A 17,820-nucleotide genomic window follows, 5' to 3' on the forward strand; every position below is an offset into this window, starting at 1 on the left:
CCATCCTCAGCAGCGCGCGCGAAGTGCAGACCTCGCTCACCACCTCCAGCGCCGACGCGGCGGGCCAGATCAAGCTGATCTCCGCCGACATCGAACGCTCGCTGTCGAACGCTACCGCCAGCACCACAGAAAACATCCAGAGCAGCGCGCTGCAGGCGCAGACCTCGCTGGTCGCCGCCTCGAACGAGATCACCGCCAAGATCAAGACCACCTCGGCCGAGATCGAGCGTTCGGTGTTCGCGGCTTCGGGCAGCTTCGGCAACACCATGACCGGCAAGACCGACGAGATCGTGACCTATGTGCAGCAGCAGACCGATCGGCTGTCGCAGATGGTCGACGCCAAGCGCGGCTCGCTGGTCGAGGCGCTCGGCGGCAAGACCACGCAGCTGACGGTCGAGATCGACCGCGTTACCTCCGACGCGCTGAAGGCGATCGAAACCCGCGGCCAGGCGTTCTCGCAGTCGATTACCACCAACAGCTCCGAAGTGGCGCGCACCATCACCACCGCCGGCGAACTCGCCACCAGCGCCGTGAACAAGTCGCTGAAGGAGCTCGAGCATAGCTCGCGCTCGGCGATCGAGCAGTCGCGCCAGGTGTCGATCACCGCGGTCACCGAGATGCAGGAGACCAGCAAGATCCTGCGCACCGACACCGTCGCTCTGTTCGAGCGGCTGCGTGAAGGCAACATCCTGTTGCAGGAAGTGCTGACCGGCGCCCACGACAATCTGAACTCGCTGGAGCGTGCTCTGGTCACCCGCGTGGCGGACTTCGTGTCCACCATGAACGACGTCACCGCCCGCAACGGCCTTGCCACCCAGACGCTGGAGGACCAGCTTGCGACCTTCACCAGCAAAACCTCGAAGGCCGTCGACGATCTCGGCTCGCTGTCCGGCGAATTCGAGCGCCATGGCAACGCACTGGTCGATGCAGCGGCCCTCGTCGAGGCAAGCAACCGCAGCACCACGGTGTCGGTCGACGAGCGCAAGTCCGCGCTGGAATCGCTGGTCACCACCATCGACCTGCGCACCACCGATCTCGACCAGCGCCTGAGCCGGTTCACCGGGTTGCTGGACGAATCGCTGGCCGCCGCCGAGGAGCGCGCCCGCGATATCGCCCGCGTGGTGGCGGAGACCGCCGGCGCCGGCACCGCCGCCGTCAGCCGTCAGTTCGAAGCGGTTCGCGCCTCGGCGGAAGAGGAGCGCCGCCGCACCTCGGAAGCGATGAGCGATATCTATCAGCAGGGCACCCAGGAAGCCGATGCGATGTTCAAGCAGTCGGCTGACAAGTTTGCCTCGATGGTCGCCAGCATGAAGCAGATGGCGTCGGAGATGCACAACGAGCTGGAAACGACCCGCATCGAGCTTCGCCGCGGCGTGTTCGAAATGCCGCAGGAGGCCGCCGAGAGCACGGCGCAGATGCGCAAGGTGATCGTCGACCAGATCGAGGCGCTCGCGGAACTGAACCGCATCGTCGCCCGTCACGGCCGCGGCCTCGACGTGGTCAGCAGCAACCGCGCCGCGGTACTGCGCGAGGAAGAGCCGGTCGTGGCCATGGTTGCGCCGCGTAGCGAGCCGATCCAGCGCAGCGAGCCGGTCTTGCGCAACGAACCGATCCCGCGCGCCGCGCCGCGCGCGGCGATGCCCAGCGCGACCAGCCTGCCGATGCCGGATATCGGCGCGCCCATTCCGCGCCGCACCGAAGCGCCGTCGATGGCCCCGAGCAACTCCGACCAGAGCCGCGATGGTTGGCTGTCCGACCTGCTTGGCCGCGCTGAGAATGTCGAGCTGGAACGCGAGCCGCCGCGCAACCGCGCCCCGGCGCCGCAGCCCGCGCCCGCGCCCGCGCCGGCCGCCAGCAATCCGCTGGAGTCGCTGTCGCTCGACATCGGCCGCCTGATGGACCGGTCGCTGGTCGCCGAGATGTGGGATCGCTACCAGCGTGGCGAACGCAAGGCCTTTACCAAGCGGCTCTATACCCCCGCCGGGCAGAAGGCGTTCGACGAAGTCAGCCGCAAATACCGATCCGATCGCGCCTTCAAGCAGACCGTGGACCGCTACATCACCGAGTTCGAGCGCCTGCTCGACGAGGTTGCCCGCGACGAACGCGGCCCCGCCGCCTTGCGCAGCCACCTCACCTCGGAAACCGGGCTGGTCTACACGTTGCTCGCGCATTCCGCCGGTCGGCTGGGATAAGTCCTGGCTGTATCAGGAACGCAAAACGGAGGCAGCGATGCCTCCGTTTTTTGTGGGCGGTACGTTCCCCGGACGCGATGCAATACGAAGTATTGCTTCGCAGAGCCGGGGTCCCGGTTGGGTGCGCGCGAACCGGGAAACGAAACCTGCGAATAGTTTATTGACAAAATTCCTATACGGATTATAGTCTCTCGCATCCCTTTCGCGAGGGGCGCTTCATGAGGCGTCTTGCGGTGGAACGGGGAAGGCGGCGCCCGCGGGCGGGGGAGGACGTATCCCCGCGCACTCGGGAGGCCGGGGGTCACCGTCCGTGCCCACTACGGGGCGCTGCTCTTCGCGAGCTGGACGGGTACGGGCAAGGCGGGCGAAAGCCGGCCGCATGGCGGACGACCTGCGAAGGCCATCCCGGGCAGGAAGACCGTCGCCCAGTACCCGGAAGCACGGTCCCCCGGACATAAATCGCCGCGGTGGCGCGCCGAAAGGCGTTGCGCGATTGCAGTTTCATCGCCGCTGCGATGGAGCGGATCGCGTCACTGCTACCACCCGCGCCTTTCGGCGCGCTGCCACCCCTCATGTATCGAGGGGAAACTGCTCAAACCTCGGACGCATCATGCGCCGCGAGAATGCGAGCGCCTGGCTGTTTGACATTTGAACCGTGAAAACCACAGGCGCGATGCATGCGGCCCGCCGCGCGCTACAGAAAGCCGATCCACTGCATGAAGCGGCGCGTCTCTCCGACCGCGATATGCATCACGCCGGGCTTGTCGGCGAACTCGCCGTCGAAATCGACCGGGCTGGCATAGCCCTGCCACGGCTCGATACAGAGGAACGGCGCGCCGGACGGCTTCGACCAGATCCCCAATTCGTGAAACCCCTGCCAGGCCATCTCGATGGTCGGGCTGCCCGGTCCGCTATAGCTCAGCGACGTACTGGCGAGCCGGTCGAGGATCATGGCGTCATGGTCGAACAGCGATTCCGACAGCGCCAGCGCGCCACCCTGCACCGGCGTCGGCTCGCTCGCGGCGCGCAGCAAGCCCCCTTCGAGCCGCCGCACCGGCGCCGGTTCGGCGTCGGAAAAGATGATGGTGTGGTCGTTCTTGTCGGCGCCGGCGACCAGCGGCCAGTTGAAGGCCGGGTGCGCGCCGATCGAGGCCGGCATCATCTCGGTCCCGGTATTGGTGATCTCGTAGCCGATCGCGAGCCGGTCGCCCTCGATGCCATAGGTGACGTCGAGCCGGAACGGGAACGGATACTTGGCCCGCGTCACCGCATTGTCCTGCAGCGACAATGCGCAGGAGGTCGGTCCCTGCCCGCTCCAGCTGAAGCGAAGGTCGCGCGCGAAACCGTGCTGGGTCATGGCGTAGGACTGGCCGCGATGCCGCAGCACGTCCTCCTTCAGCCGGCCGACGATCGGAAACAGGATCGGCGCGTGACGCGGCCATTCCGGGCCGGCCTGCCACAGCACTTCATGGCCATGGATGTTCTTCAGCGAGCACAATTCGGCGCCGTCGGCCTTGATCGTCGCCGTGACGCGGCGATTGCTGATGGTGAACCGGTCCATGGCATCCATCAACGATCGCCTCGTTATTGCCGCCGCTGCGCGGGGGCGGGTCCAGGAGCGGGAGCCGGCGCGCTACTGGTGCCAGCGCCGAACAGCAACCGTGTCGGATTGCGGTCGAGATTGTTCACCGCGCGGCTGATATCCGCAAGGGTGCGGCGGCCATCGAGCATCAAGGCGCCGGAACGCTTGTCGAGGTTCTCGGTCAATTCGTGGAACGACTTCACCGCCTGGGTCAATTCGCCGCCGTCCTTGCCGCCGGCCAGCGCATCGAGACCGAGCAGGATATTGTCGGTGCGCGCGACCACGCTGTCGGCCCGGCCCATGACGCTGTCTGCCTTGCCCATCACGCTGTCGATCTTCAGCATGATGCCATCGATGACTTCGGAATTCTTCGCCAGCGTCGCCGTGAAGGTTTCGACATTGCGCAGCGCGCCCTTCAGCGCCTCCTGATTGTCGGACACCAGCCGGTTGACGTTCTGCAGCGTGGCGCGCACGGATTCCGAAATGTCCTTCAGCGATTCCGGATCGGCGGTCAGCACCGGCACGCCGTCGGCGTCCAGCGGTACCGGCGGCGCGGCTTCATCGCCGCCCTTCAGCGAGATCGCCGCGACACCGGTGAGGCCCTGGAATTCGAGCCCGACCAACGTGTCCTTGCGAACCGGTGCGATGTTCTCGACCATTGCCAGCGCCACCACGCGGCGCGGATTATCGAGCTTCACGGAGACGACTTCGCCGACCCTGATACCATTGAAATTGACGCTGCCGCCATTGCGCAGGCCCGACGCCGAGCCCTCGAACACGATGCGCAGCGGGCTGCGCAGCTTGGTGCTGTGCAGGTTCTGGAACCAGAGGATAAATCCGAACGCCGCGGCGATCACCGCCAGCGTGAATGTTCCGATCAGGACGAAGTTCGCCCGCGTTTCCATCAAACCAACTCCACCAGGACTAGCCAACCACGGCGCGTGCGCGCTTGCCGTGAAAATATTCCCGCAACCAGGGATGCTGCGACGCCAGCATGTCGGTCATCGTTCCCTGCGCGATGATCTTGCCGTCGCCGAGCACGGCGATCCGGTCACATGCGGTATGAAGGCTGTCCAGATCATGGGTTACCATGAAAACCGTCAGCCCCAAAGTTCGCTGCAGCGTACGCACCAGCTCGTCGAAATCGCCGGCGCCGATCGGATCGAGTCCCGATGTCGGCTCGTCGAGGAAGACGATTTCGGGATCGAGCGCGAGCGCACGCGCGAGCGCCACGCGCTTGATCATGCCGCCGGACAGTTCCGACGGATAGCGTTCGGCGACTTCGGGCTTGAGCCCGACCATGCCGAGCTTGGCGATGGTGATCTCGTCGAGCAGCCGCTGCGACACTTTGAGATATTCGCGCACCGGAAACTGGATGTTCTGTCGCACGCTGAGCGAGGAAAACAGCGCGCCGTGTTGAAACAAAATGCCCCATCGTCGCTCGACGCTGCGCTGCGCCTTGCTGCTGGCGCTGTCGAGATCGGTACCGAACACCTCGATCTGCCCTGCGACCTTTGGTACCAGTCCGATGATGGTGCGCATCAGCACCGACTTGCCGGCGCCGGAGGCGCCGACAAAGCCGAGGATCTCGCCGCGCGCGACATCGAGATTGAGTCCGTCGAGCACGTGACGGTTGCCGAAGGCGACGGTAAGATCGCGGACGCGGATGATCGGTTCGGCGGTGACGGGGGCCAGCATGCTCAGATCCCGATCGCGGCGAAGAAGATCGCGAACACGCCATCCATCACGATCACGAAGAAGATCCCCTTCACCACCGACGAGGTGGTGTGCTGGCCAAGCGATTCCGCGCTGCCCTGCACCGCGAGGCCCTCGACGCAGGCGACAATGCCGATCACCATCGCCATCACCGGCGCCTTGATCATGCCGACGGTGAAGTGGTTGATCGACAGCGCATCGCGCAGCCGCGCCAGGAACGCCTCCGGCTCGACGCCGCCATACAGCCAGGCCACGAGCCCGCCGCCATACAGCGCCGCCATCGCGCCGAGAAAGGTCAGAATCGGCAGCGCCAGCACCAGCGCTATCATCCGCGGCAGGATCAGCACCTCGACCGGGTCAAAGCCCATGGTGCGCAGCGCGTCGATTTCCTCGCGCATTTTCATCGAGCCGAGTTCGCGCAACACCAGCACGCCGAGCATGTCGACGACAAAGACATCGGCGCCGAATTTGCGGAAATGGAAGATGCCCTGCTGCGCGACGATGCAGCCGATCAGGAAGGTGATCAGCACCACGATCGGCACCGCGTTCCAACAAGTCTGCTGGAGATGATGCACCATCGAGGTCAAGCGGAACCGGGACGGATGCAGCAGCACCCGGAACAAGGCCGCGATGACAGCGCCGATCATGTCGACCAGTGCCAGCATGGTTTCGCCGACGCCGACCACACTGCGGCCGATCTGGTCGACCGTGATGGTAACCCGAGAACGCGTTGCCGGAAGCGGACCGGCGGGTTTGACCCGGCGCACCTCGTCGACCAGGCTGGCATAATTGGCGGACAGGCCGGCAATCCGGGCTTCCGCGCCAGCCTCGGTCAGGCTGCGGCGCAGCCGCTCGATCAGCCAGGCGCCGAAGGTGTCGAGCTTCAGGACCTGCGACACGTCGATCGAAATCTCGGGGCCGCCGCCGCGCTTCTCGGCCTCCAGCACCAGCGATTCAAGCGCCGGCGCAAAGCGCGCCGTCCACGAGCCAGTCGCGCGCAGCGCCAGTGTATCGCCGCTGGCGATCCGTTCCAGTGTCGGGCCGGTCAAAACCCGCTCCTGAATGTGTTGACGCTGTCCATTTACCAAGTCTTAACACGAACGCCGCAATTCGAAGGAATCCAACCCGGTCCTATGGTTAATGGCGTTCAGAAGGTGGCGCAGTGAGACACTGGCATTGCGTCGCAAACAAGTTCGCGTAACCAGATAGGCTGCCATCCACCGAACGGTCATCGGCGGTGGCACTTGACCAGCCCCGAAAGTGTTCCCCGTGCCAGACGCCAACCGTTCCGCGATCACCCTCGCCGCCCGCATCGAGCACTGGCCGATCGCCGGCGCCTTCACCATCAGCCGCGGCGCCAAGACCGAGGCGGTGGTCGTGGTGGTGGAACTTTCCCGCAACGGATTTACCGGCCGCGGCGAATGCACGCCCTATGCGCGCTATGGCGAAACCCCGGAAGCCACTTTGGCCACCATTCTGGACATGCGGCCGCGTTTTGCCGATGGCCTCGACGCCGTCGCGCTGCAGGGGCTGATGCCGGCCGGCGCGGCGCGCAACGCGCTGGATTGCGCCCTGCTGGACCTGGCTGCCAAGAGCCGTGGCCAGCGCGTCTGGGACCTCCTGAAGCGCCCGGCGCCGCGCGCCTGCACTACCGCCTATACGATCTCGCTGGGCACGCCGGATTCGATGGCGGCGGCGACCGCCAAAGCAGCATACCGGCCATTGCTCAAGATCAAGCTTGGCAGCGACGACGACGCCGCCCGCATTGCCGCCGTGCGCAGAATGGCGCCGGAGTCCGAACTGGTCGTCGACGCCAACGAGGCCTGGACCCCTGACAACCTCGAACGCAACCTGGCCGCCTGCGAGGCCGCCGGCGTCACGCTGGTCGAGCAACCGCTGCCCGCCGGCAACGACTCCGCCCTGTCGGAGGTTCACCGGCCGATAGCGGTATGCGCCGACGAGAGCGTTCATGGCCTCGATTCGCTGCCCGCGCTGCGCGGCCGCTACGACGCTATCAACATCAAGCTCGACAAGGCCGGCGGCCTCACCGAGGCGCTGGCGATGGCCGACGCCGCCCAAGCGATGGGGCTGGAGATCATGGTCGGCTGCATGGTGGCGACCTCGCTATCGATGGCGCCGGCGATGCTGCTGGCGCAGCAGGCGCGCTTTGTCGATCTCGACGGCCCGCTGCTGCTGGCGAAAGACCGCGATGGCGGTCTGCGCTATGACGACAGCACGGTCTATCCGCCCGACGCGGAACTCTGGGGCTGACCAGCCCCGGCAAAGGATGCATCGGCGCGGCTCCGGCCGAACCACATGGTCGCGGCGCCGGCAAAGGCCAACAGCGCCATCGCGCAATAGGCACCCTGCCCGTAGCGCGCATAGATCAGCCCGGACAGGATCACCGCGCTGCTCATGACAATGCCGCCGCAGGCCGTGAGATAACCCTGCGCGGTGGCGGTGAGGTGGCCCGGCACATGACGCACCAATAATCCCATGATGCCGACCTGGGTCAGGCCGTAGCTCAGCCCGTGCATCGGTTGGATCAACGCCAGCACGGCGATGTCGGGCTGCTGCGCGGTGATTAGCCAGCGGAGTCCGGCGCTGCATCCGCCCATCACCACGAGCAGCGCCGGCGCCAGCGTGAAGCGCGGCGACAGCGCTAACACCACGATCTCGGCGACCACGCCCAGCGACCAAAGTCCCGCGATACTCAGCCCGCCCAGTCCGGCGTCCTGCCAGCCAATCGAGGCGAAGGTATAGTAGGCGGCATGGCTGCCCTGGATCAGGGCCGACGCCGCCATGATGGTGAGAAACCCCTTTTCGCGCAGCGGCGCCCTGGCCCGCGTCAGCGGTCGCGAGACGTGTCTCGGCGTATCCAACGGCTGCAGGCCGAGGCTGGACAGCGCCCCCAGCGCAGCCATGCCGGCAATGATCCAGATCAGGTGCCGGGCCGAGATCATCTCGACCAGCAGCCCGCAGGCCAGCGCGCCGACCACGAAGGCGGCCGACCCCCACAGCCGCAGCGGACCGTAGTCCAGGCCGTAGCGGACCACGCCCTTCAGCGCGTAGCCATCGGTCATCGGCACCAAAGGCGTCCATGCGCAGGCCGTGAGCGCGAAGGCGATCAGGATCAGCAGCGGCTGGTCCAGCAGCCCGATCATGGCAAAGCCGGTCGCCGTCAGCAACGCGGTGATCCTCATCGCGGCCAGCAGCGCGCGACGCCGCTCCGCCAGCCCGATGATGAAGGGAAGCACAGTGAATCGGGTCACCGACGGCACCGCGGTAATCAGTCCGATCCAGGACGGATCGATACCGACCGCTTTCAGCCAAACCGGGAAGAACGGCAGATAGGTGCCGACCGAGCCGAACACCGCGCCGTAGAACGCGGCCAGCCGCACCGCGAATCGACGGGCCGACATTTGCGATGCGATCAAGGCGTCGGATTCGGATATCATCAATTTAATTGCGATTCGCTGGGGATCGTGCTGATCGTTACATACCGCGCCTTGATTTGCGCCGACGAGTTGGATTATGGCCGAAGAAGTATTTGCCCTGTCGCCGATCGCCGCCCGCCCCAATGTGCCGGGCGAAGCGGACTACGATGCCATTCGCGAAGCCTTCATGGAAACCGCGCGCGGCCGCTGGTTCCTCAACGAATATGCCAAGCGCAACCGCCACACCGACACCGGCATGGTGCTCGAGGCCGTAACGCGGCTCGAGGCCAGTCTCGCCGCGCAGAAGCAGCCGCCGACGCTCAGCCTGCTCGAATCGCTTGGCGCCATCCGCTCGGCCGTACGCAATGCCAAGGCTACCGCCATCGAGTCGATGCCACGTCCGGAATCCGACGAGGCGCTGACCGCGGCGCGCAATGGCGCCCGGATCGTTCGGGAGATCGCCTGGACACTGCGCGAATGCGGCGCCGACATCCGGATCTGCGATCTGCTCGACACCCAGGTCAAGGCTATCGAGGCCGCGCAGCAGGCTGCGACCGATCACGGCCGCGAGGCGGTGCTGGCGAGCTACGACATGCTGATGCAGAGGATCGAACAGTTGGTCGATAGCAGCGCGGCGGCCTCCGCCAAGACGGAAGCGCCAGCCGCGACTGACAATGCGCCCCCGGCGGCCGCTGAAGCACGCGAAGCCTCCGTGACGCCGCTGTTCAAGGCGATCGCCATCGAGCCCGAGGCGGAAACCGCGACCGCTTTGGTGGCGGAAGCCACCCCGACCCTGGCTCCAACGGAATCCTTCGAAGCCATCGCAGAAACTGCCGCGACACTCGATGCGTTCCCGGTCGAGATCCCCGCGGCGATGCCGGAGGTTCACTCCGACTCGCCAGAAGAAAAACTTTCCGCCGCGGCGGCTGAAGCCGCCATCATCGAAGCTGAGGCAGAGGCGCATGACCTTGCCGTGCTCGAGATCATCGCCATCGAAATGGCCGTGGAGGATTTCAGCGAGCCGGAGACGGCCGACGTCGAAATGGCTCCGCCAGCTGTGGTCGAGAGCCACGCCGCCGACCTCATCACGCTGCAGCAGATCGCCGAGATCGCGCTGGCTCCTGTTGTGCCCGAGCCGCCCGCATCGCTCGGCGCCGCGCTGATCGCCAGCGGCATCATCGCCCATCCCGGCGCGCCGGCCTCCGATCCGCTGGCGCCAATCCGTCGCATGAGCCAGGCCGAGAAAATCGCGTTCTTCTCGTAACTTAATTCGCGTTGATGATGCTGGCGTAGAGGTCCGCATCGACATTGCCGCCCGACAGCACGATCACCACCGTCTTGCCGCGCGCGTCGAATTTGCCTGACATCAACGACGCCAGCGCCACCGCTCCGCCGGGCTCGACGACCAGCTTGAGATCGCGAAACGCGAACGCCATGGCGGCGCCGACTTCGGCGTCATTCGCGCTGACCGCATCCGCCAGCAGGCGCTGGTTGACCGCGAAGGTGAGTTCGCCGGGAATCAGCGCCATCAGCGCGTCGCAAAAGGTCTTGCTGTCATTGCTATGCGCCTGGCGATGCCCTGCGCGCATCGAGCGGGCATGGTCGTCGAAGCCTGCCGGCTCGGCGACGATGATCGAAGCCTCGGCGAACCGCGCCTTCACCGCGATCGCGATCCCCGCGACCAGACCGCCGCCTGACGCCGGCGCGACGACGATGTCGGGGACAATGCCCAGCGCTGCCAGATCCTGCGCGATCTCGCGGCCCACAGTGCCCTGCCCGGCCATCACGAACGGATCGTCATAGGGTCTTACCAGCGTCGCACCGCGCTGGCTGGCGATGGCGCCGGCGATGGCTTCGCGGTCCTCGGTATAGCGATCATACAGCACCACTTCGGCGCCGTAGCCCTTGGTGCGCTCGCGCTTCGACAGCGGCGAATCGGCGGGCATCACGATAGTCGCCTGCATGCCGAGGATCTGCGCGGCGGCAGCGACGCCCTGCGCATGATTGCCCGACGAGAACGCGACCACACCGCCGGCGCGCGCATCCTGCGGAATCGACGACAGCTTGTTGAAGGCGCCACGGAACTTGAACGAACCGGTCCGCTGCAGCACTTCCGGCTTCAGGAACACGGTGGCTCCGGTCAGCGCATCGAGCGAAGGAGAGGACAGCAACGGCGTCCGCACCGCAAAGGGCGCAATAACGGCGGCGGCGGAATCGATATCGGCGGAGGTGATCGGTAGAGCGGGATTTGTCATGCGCAGTTGTATCGCGCGCCGCGACCTTCGATCAAGCAGCGACCGGCGGCTTGTGGATGGCCGATTTCGCGCCGTCGTGCAATTCGGCGCGTACCAGACTGATATTACTGATAAATGTCCTCGCGCAGGCCTCCCATGTGAGACTAGCTGCGAAGCGCAGACAGTCTTGCGACGATAATTTGAGAGCCCCGAGGCAGGCCTCCCGCAGATCTTCGCTGAGAACGCCGACCGGCGCCTGTCCGATCACATCACGCGGGCCTGCGACCGGAAAGGCCGCCACCGGCACGCCGCTTGCCAGCGCCTCGAGCAGCACCAGACCAAAAGTGTCGGTCCGGCTCGGGAATACGAAGACGTCGGAAGCGGCATAGGCGACGGCCAGCGCTTCGCCCTGCAAGGCGCCTAGGAATACTGCCTTCGGGTATTTCAATTGCAGCGCGGCCCGCGCCGGGCCGTCGCCGACCACCACCTTGGTGCCCGGCAGGTCCAGCGACAGAAACGCTTCGAGGTTCTTCTCGACGGCGACACGGCCGACGCAGAGAAAAATCGGTTTCGGCATACCGAGAGCCACCTGGCGCGGATGAAACAGCTTGGCATCGACGCCGCGCGGCCACAGCGCGACATGGCCAAAGCCACGGTCGCGCAACTCGCTCGCCAGCGCGGGGGTCGCGGCCATCACCGCGGAACTGGCCCCGTGGAAACGGCGCAGCCCGGCCCATATCCAGGATTCCGGAATCGGAAACCGCGCCGAAATATATTCAGGGAAACGGGTGTGGAAGCTGGTGGTGAAGGGAATGTCGCGACGGCGGCAATAGGCGCGCACCGCAAAACCGATCGGCCCCTCGGTGGCGATGTGGATATTGTCGGGACTGGCTGCCGCGATCAGCCGCGCGATCTTCCCGCGCCCGGGCAAGGCCACGCGCAGATCGGCGTAGCTGGGCAGCGCAAAGGTGCGAAATGAGGCAGGCGTCAGGAAACTCACATCGACGCCGAGGCCCTTGGCGGCTTCCACCATCATCGTCAGCGTGCGCACCACGCCATTGACTTGCGGGTGCCAGGCATCAGTAGCGATCAGTATCCGCATCACGCCGCCCGAACCGCGACCGCGGAAACCGGCGCGGTTCGGCGCAGCGGATCGGTCCAGGTGATGATCTCGAAACGGCCGTCCTCATGCTCGGCCAGCGCCGTGCAGCTTTCGACCCAGTCACCGCAATTCATGTAGCGGATGCCATGCTCGTCGCGGATCGTGGCGTAGTGAATATGACCGCAGATCACACCATCGGCGCCATGGCGACGTGCTTCACTAGCCAGCGTCTGCTCGAACGCACCGATGAAATTCACCGCGTTCTTGACCTTCAGCTTGGCCCATTGCGACAGCGACCAGTACGGCACGCCGAACCATTTGCGAAACGCATTGACGATGCGGTTCATTTGAATGGCGAAATCATAGGCCTTGTCACCGAGATGGGCGAGCCAACGGGCGTTCTGCACCACGAGATCGAAGATATCACCGTGAATGACCAGATAGCGCTTGCCGTCGACGCCTTCATGGATCGCGGTTTCGACCACGTCGATGCCGCCGAAATGCGTGCCGTAATATTGCCGCAAGAACTCGTCGTGATTGCCCGGGACGTAGATGATTTTGGCGCCCTTGCGCGCCTTGCGCAGCATCTTCTGGACGAAGTCATTATGCGATTGCGGCCAGTGCCAGCCGGACTTCAGCGCCCAGCCATCGACGATGTCGCCAACGAGGTAGATGGTATCGGCATCGTGGGTGCGGAGAAAGTCAAGCAGCCGCTCGGCCTGCGAACCCCGGGCGCCCAGATGGACATCGGAGATAAACAAGGTACGAAAGCGCCGTTCGTTGCCTTCACTCATCACGTCTGTTTCCATATTCAGCAGCTAGCAGAATTGCATGACGCCGCCATGACGGCTCATGCGGCGAGGGCCATGCGTTCGAAGGTGACCAGCGTGTAGATACCGAACGGCGCCACCTTGCGACGCTCGATCAGGACGGAATCGGAATTCGACTGCGACCAGGCCTGCAGGCGGGCGAAGGGGAATTCCGGGCGCAGGCCCATCGCGCGGGTCTTCACCGCGGCCCAACGCTCGACCGCGGCGGCAAGGCCGGTCTCGGAATAGAGATGATTGACGAGAATGATGCGGCCGCCCGGCTTCACCACACGGTGGCATTCCGACAGCACCTGCTCGGGATTTTCCACCAGCGTGATCACGAACTGCGCCACCACGCAGTCGAATGTCGCATCGGCAAAATCCATTGCATGCGCATCCATCTGCCGCACCGACGACACCCAGGGATAGCGCCCGCTGGCCATCTTGGCGCGGGCCTTGTCGAGCATTGGCGCGCTGAGGTCGATGCCTGTGATCTCGGTGGAGGCGTCGTAATCGTCGAACGACAACCCGGTGCCGACGCCGACTTCGAGGATCCTGCCGCCGATAGCGCGGGCGGCGGCGGCCGCGGCGCGGCGCCCCTTCAGCATCACCGGGCCGCACACCGCGTCATAGATCGGCGCCCAGCGGGCATAGGCGTTTTCAACCACCGATGTATCGAGATCATGCGTTGCCATGGGTCGATCCGTTCAGCGTGCCCGGGGAGAATCGGACAATTCGTCTTCTGAAGCGGTGGTATCAAGCCAGTGCGACAGCGGGACGACAGGATGTCGCAGGCCGCACGTCTAGCCCCGATAGGCGAAGCGCCAAGCGGGACCGCTTGTGTGTTCAACTTCTGTCCCGGATCGCGCTTCGCTTATCCAGGACAAGATATCGTCTAATAGAATCCGTGGAAGTGATGCACCGGGCCGTGCCCATGACCGACGCTGAAGCGATCGGCGGCGGCGATGGCGGCTGTGACATAGGCTTTGGCGGTTCGTACGGCGGCTTCCAAACCACTGCCTTTCGCCAGTTCGGCGGCAATGGCGGATGACAGCGTACAGCCGGTGCCATGGGTATTTGGCGTGGCGATCCGCCGGGCCGGCAATGCGACCACGCCCGCGGGCATTACAAGATAATCGGTGCTGTCGGCGCCATGGCCATGACCGCCCTTGATCAGCACCGCCTCGCAGCCGAGCGCCAGCAGACGCCGGCCCTGGCTTTCGATCGCGGCCTCGGTCGTCGCGATGGCTTCATCCAGCAAGGCCGCCGCCTCGGGCAGGTTCGGGGTGATGATGTCGGCCAGCGGGATCAGTGTCTCCCGCAAAGCGGCAATGGCGTCCGGCACCAGCAGGCGGTCGCCGGAGGTCGCGACCATCACCGGATCGAGCACCACGTGCTTCGGCGCCCAGCGTACCAGCCCCTCGACAATGGCCGCGATCACGTCGCGCTGCGCCACCATGCCGATCTTGACGGCGCCGACCGCGAGATCATCGAATACGGCGTCGATCTGCGCGGTGACGAACGCGGCCGGCACCGGGTGCACGCCGGTTACGCCGTTGGTATTCTGCGCCATCAGCGCCGTGATCACCGAGGCGCCATAGACTCCGGAGGCGGCAAAGGTCTTGAGGTCGGCCTGGATGCCGGCGCCGCCGGATGAATCCGACCCGGCAATGGTGAGCGCAATGGGCGTCGACATGGCGAACTCGCTTGAAATCGGCCGGAGACGACCGGTGCGCTGTGGTAACCCGGCCGCCCGGGAGCAGCAAGTTGGGTTGCCAGAGCCCATGGTTTTGGGCTTGATGGCGGCCAAATCCAGCCCTTCCGGAGAAACGCGATGGTTCCCTTCTTTGTCCAGTTCAAGTGCAAGCTTGGCCAGTCCTATGCCGTCGCCAATGCGCTGGCCGAAGCAGAAATTGCCTCGGAAATCTATTCCACCGCCGGCCATTACGATTTGCTGGTGAAATTCTACGTCGATAACGCCACCGACATCGGCCATTTCGTCAATGAAAAGGTGCAGATGATCGAAGGCATCCAGGACACCCACACCATCATCACCTTCAAGGCATTCTGACCGGGCGCGCCGCCAGCGGGATCAAGCGGCGGGCTTGAGCCCCGTCACCGGCGCATCCGGATCGACCTCGTCATCGGCGATGGTCGAGATCGGCGACATTGGCGTGTCGCGCAGTCGCTTCAGTCCGAGTTGGCGCTCGCGCAGAATGACGAAGATGCCCGCGGCTGCCACGATCACGGCGCCGCCGACGACATAAAGCGTGGGCACCTCGCCGAACATCCAGAATCCGAGGATGAACGCCCACAGCATCGCGGTGTAGTCAAACGGTGCCAGGAACGACGCCGGCGCGTAGCGGTAGCTTTCGGTGAACAGCATCTGGCCGAGGCCTCCGGCGATGCCGATGCCGACAAGCAGCGCCAGTTCGAGGCCTGGATGCGGCATGCGCCAGCCGAACGGCGCGGTCAGCAGCGACACCGCCATCACGATCAGCGTCATGAAGATCACGATCGACGACGAGGTCTCGGTCGCGGTCAGGCGGCGGATCTGGATGGTGGCGCCGCCCGACGAGACGGCATTGGTGAGCGCAAATGCCAGGCCGATCATCATCGAGGTGGTGAGCGCGGCATGATTGCTCAGATAGGGCGACAGCATCAGGATGACGCCGCAGAAGCCGATTCCGACGGCCGACCAGCGATAGGCGTGGACGTGCTCCTTCAGGATCAGCGCGGCGAACACCACGGTGATCAGCGGCGCGATGAAGGCAATCGCGGTGACGTCGGCGATCGGCAACCGCGCCAGCGCCCCGAACGTGCAGAACGTGCCGATCACGCTGAAGATGCCGCGCACCAGATGCGCCGACAGCCGCTCGGTGCGCAACGCGCCACGCAACTGGCCGCGCAGGCCGAAGAACGCCACGATCGGGATTAATGCGAACAGGCCGCGGGAAAACACGATCTCGCCGACCGGCAGCGAGCCGCCGAGATAGCGCGCCTGCGCGCCCATCAGCGCGAACGCCACCGTACTGGCGATCTTGAGCGACACGGCTTTGAGGATATTCATGAGGATGGGGAATCGCGCTGACCGGAACGAAGCTGACCCAATCACGCCGCGTTGATCGCGAACAGGTCTGCTGCGGCATGGCTTGGCGGGAGTCCATGCACCGGCTCCGCCTGGCATGTTGCGGACGTGGCGGGAAGGCGGCGCAGTGCGAAGCATCCGAGGACGATGCGGGGCCTACTTCCTCGGCGGCTTGACCGGGCCATCGACCGCCGGCAGCGACTTCAGATAGACCGCCATCGCCGTGCGATCTTCGGCCGACAATTGCGATGTGTTGCGGATCACCCGCGCCATCGAGCCGCCGACGGTATCGCCCTCCGGCGTCTGGCCGGTCTCCAGCAGATAAGAGAGATCTCTCTCGCTCCACTCGCCGAGACCCTTCTGGGTGATGTTCGGCACCCAACCGGCGCCTTCCGCATCGGGCCCGCCGGCGAAGCGCTGCTTCTCGATGATGCCGCCCAGCGCGTTGCGCGGGCTGTGACATTCGGCACAGTGGCCGAGTGCATTGACGAGGTAACTGCCGCGATTCCATTGCGGGGATTTGCCAGCCTCGGCCACGAACGGCGCGCCGTCGAGAAACAGTAATTTCCAGATGCCGAGATTGCGGCGGAGGTTGAACGGGAAAGGTACGTCGTGTTCCGGCGAACTGGCCGCGACCTGCGGCAGCGTCTTGATGAAGCCGAACAGGTCACGCGCGTCGTCGAGCTTCATGTGCTGATAGGAGGTGTAGGGAAACGCCGGAAAATAATGCGCGCCTGATGGCGATGTGCCCTTCTGCAACGCAGTGACGAAGTCGGCTTCGCTCCAGCGACCGATGCCCGCGGCTGGATCCGGCGAAATATTCGGCACGTAAAACGTTCCGAACGGAGAAGTAATCGGCAGCCCGCCACCGAGTTTCAGGCGATCTGGCTGCGCCGGCGTGGCGTGGCAGGAGGCGCAGCCGCCGGCATTGAAGACGGTCTGTCCATTGGCGAGATCGGGCGTGTGCGCCGGCAGCGCGCTGGCCAGCACCCGCGCCGGGATAGTCAGCCACCAGAATACGCCGAAGCCGGCAAGACCGATGACCAGGGCAACCACAATAAAACGTCTGATCACACGCGGGTCCATCGTCATGGGTTAAAGTTGGGAGCACTATGCCGCAAGGCGCGGCGGTTGTTCGAACGAAATCGTGACGCGCCCCGGCCCGATCGATAGAGTAAATTATGCCGGCTGCGTAGCGATCACAGGATCATTGCACCCGAAAGAAGAAACCCGTGTTGAATTCCAAGGTCACGAATTTCAAGATCACGCTTGCCACTTTCGCGCTGGCCAGCATCACCCTTCCGGTCTCCGCGCGCGCCGACAAGCTGCAAGCGGCCCTGAGCGGCGCCAGCGAAGTGCCCGCCACCACCGGCACCGGAACTGCTGACATCGATTTCGATCCCGCCACCCGGAAGATGACCTGGAAACTGAACTATTCCGGCCTCACTGGACCAGCCACGATGGCGCATTTTCATGGCCCAGCCGAACCCGGCAAGAATGCCGGCGTCGCCGTGCCGAGCGCGCCCGCCACCAGCCCGAGCGAGGGCAGCGCCACCCTGGCCGATGCGCAGGCCGCTGACCTTGTCGCCGGCAAGTACTATGTCAACGTCCACACCGAAGCCAACAAGGCCGGCGAAATTCGCGGTCAGGTGACGAAGTA

Annotated in this window: 16 protein-coding genes and 1 pseudogene; 5 read left to right on the forward strand and 12 right to left on the reverse strand. The window is 65.1% G+C overall.

Annotated elements, in window-relative coordinates:
• Nucleotides 1–2,192: pseudogene (locus tag Q0S16_RS03015) on the forward strand (negative regulator of septation ring formation); the annotation flags it as partial.
• 694 nt (nucleotides 2,193–2,886) lie between these two features.
• On the opposite strand, the gene Q0S16_RS03020 reads toward Q0S16_RS03015, so the two are convergent.
• Genes Q0S16_RS03020 through Q0S16_RS03035 form a run of 4 tightly spaced genes read right to left on the reverse strand, consistent with a single transcriptional unit; the run spans nucleotide 2,887 to nucleotide 6,539 of the window.
• A complete protein-coding gene (locus Q0S16_RS03020; protein WP_295844896.1) occupies nucleotides 2,887–3,762 on the reverse strand; it encodes an aldose 1-epimerase family protein in 876 nt (291 codons plus the stop codon).
• A gap of 14 nt (nucleotides 3,763–3,776) precedes the next feature.
• On the reverse strand, nucleotides 3,777–4,679 hold the full coding sequence (locus Q0S16_RS03025; protein ID WP_295844897.1) for an MlaD family protein: 903 nt from the start codon (nucleotides 4,677–4,679) through the stop codon (nucleotides 3,777–3,779).
• Nucleotides 4,680–4,698: 19 nt separating this feature from the next.
• Nucleotides 4,699–5,472: an ABC transporter ATP-binding protein gene (locus Q0S16_RS03030; protein ID WP_295844899.1), complete on the reverse strand. Its 774-nt coding sequence runs from the start codon at nucleotides 5,470–5,472 to the stop codon at nucleotides 4,699–4,701.
• A gap of 2 nt (nucleotides 5,473–5,474) precedes the next feature.
• On the reverse strand, nucleotides 5,475–6,539 hold the full coding sequence (locus tag Q0S16_RS03035) for an ABC transporter permease (protein WP_295844902.1): 1,065 nt from the start codon (nucleotides 6,537–6,539) through the stop codon (nucleotides 5,475–5,477).
• A gap of 220 nt (nucleotides 6,540–6,759) precedes the next feature.
• On the opposite strand from Q0S16_RS03035, the gene dgcA reads away from it, so the two are divergent.
• Nucleotides 6,760–7,761, forward strand: coding sequence for an N-acetyl-D-Glu racemase DgcA (gene dgcA, locus Q0S16_RS03040; protein WP_295844903.1), 1,002 nt, complete (start codon nucleotides 6,760–6,762; stop codon nucleotides 7,759–7,761).
• Here dgcA and Q0S16_RS03045 read toward each other — a convergent pair.
• The gene (locus tag Q0S16_RS03045) at nucleotides 7,731–8,912 is read right to left on the reverse strand and encodes an MFS transporter (RefSeq protein ID WP_295844904.1); all 1,182 of its coding nucleotides are present in this window, start codon (nucleotides 8,910–8,912) and stop codon (nucleotides 7,731–7,733) included. The genes dgcA and Q0S16_RS03045 overlap by 31 nt on opposite strands.
• Nucleotides 8,913–9,024: 112 nt before the next feature.
• On the opposite strand from Q0S16_RS03045, the gene Q0S16_RS03050 reads away from it, so the two are divergent.
• Entirely contained in the window at nucleotides 9,025–10,191 is a 1,167-nt protein-coding gene (locus Q0S16_RS03050) for a hypothetical protein (protein ID WP_295844906.1), read from the forward strand.
• A gap of 1 nt (nucleotide 10,192) precedes the next feature.
• Here Q0S16_RS03050 and Q0S16_RS03055 read toward each other — a convergent pair whose 3' ends face one another.
• From Q0S16_RS03055 to thiD, 5 genes are all read right to left on the reverse strand, one after another.
• Entirely contained in the window at nucleotides 10,193–11,182 is a 990-nt protein-coding gene (locus Q0S16_RS03055; RefSeq protein ID WP_295844908.1) for a threonine/serine dehydratase, read from the reverse strand.
• A 31-nt stretch (nucleotides 11,183–11,213) separates the two neighbouring features.
• On the reverse strand, nucleotides 11,214–12,263 hold the full coding sequence (locus Q0S16_RS03060) for a glycosyltransferase family 1 protein (protein WP_295844910.1): 1,050 nt from the start codon (nucleotides 12,261–12,263) through the stop codon (nucleotides 11,214–11,216).
• On the reverse strand, nucleotides 12,263–13,057 hold the full coding sequence (locus tag Q0S16_RS03065) for a UDP-2,3-diacylglucosamine diphosphatase (protein WP_295844913.1): 795 nt from the start codon (nucleotides 13,055–13,057) through the stop codon (nucleotides 12,263–12,265). Before Q0S16_RS03065 ends, Q0S16_RS03060 begins: the two co-directional genes overlap by 1 nt.
• A gap of 56 nt (nucleotides 13,058–13,113) precedes the next feature.
• Nucleotides 13,114–13,767 carry a class I SAM-dependent methyltransferase gene (locus tag Q0S16_RS03070; protein WP_295844915.1) on the reverse strand — a complete coding sequence of 218 codons (654 nt, stop codon included), beginning with the start codon at nucleotides 13,765–13,767 and terminating at the stop codon, nucleotides 13,114–13,116.
• Between the two features lie 200 nt (nucleotides 13,768–13,967).
• A complete protein-coding gene (thiD, locus tag Q0S16_RS03075; protein ID WP_295844917.1) occupies nucleotides 13,968–14,768 on the reverse strand; it encodes a bifunctional hydroxymethylpyrimidine kinase/phosphomethylpyrimidine kinase in 801 nt (266 codons plus the stop codon).
• Between the two features lie 138 nt (nucleotides 14,769–14,906).
• Between thiD and Q0S16_RS03080 the strand changes: the two genes are divergently transcribed.
• Nucleotides 14,907–15,143, forward strand: a complete 237-nt coding sequence (locus Q0S16_RS03080) for an Lrp/AsnC family transcriptional regulator (RefSeq protein WP_295844919.1) — start codon at nucleotides 14,907–14,909, stop codon at nucleotides 15,141–15,143.
• 21 nt (nucleotides 15,144–15,164) lie between these two features.
• Here the strand turns inward: Q0S16_RS03080 and Q0S16_RS03085 are convergent, their stop codons facing one another.
• A complete protein-coding gene (locus tag Q0S16_RS03085) occupies nucleotides 15,165–16,142 on the reverse strand; it encodes a DMT family transporter (protein ID WP_295844921.1) in 978 nt (325 codons plus the stop codon).
• 174 nt (nucleotides 16,143–16,316) lie between these two features.
• Nucleotides 16,317–17,234, reverse strand: a complete 918-nt coding sequence (locus Q0S16_RS03090) for a cytochrome c (RefSeq protein WP_295844924.1) — start codon at nucleotides 17,232–17,234, stop codon at nucleotides 16,317–16,319.
• A gap of 209 nt (nucleotides 17,235–17,443) precedes the next feature.
• Between Q0S16_RS03090 and Q0S16_RS03095 the strand changes: the two genes are divergently transcribed.
• On the forward strand, nucleotides 17,444–17,820 hold a 377-nt coding region (locus Q0S16_RS03095; RefSeq protein ID WP_295844926.1), incomplete at its 3' end, for a CHRD domain-containing protein.

It is taken from the genome of Tardiphaga sp. (assembly GCF_025356345.1).
In the GTDB taxonomy this organism is placed as follows: Bacteria; Pseudomonadota; Alphaproteobacteria; order Rhizobiales; family Xanthobacteraceae; genus Tardiphaga.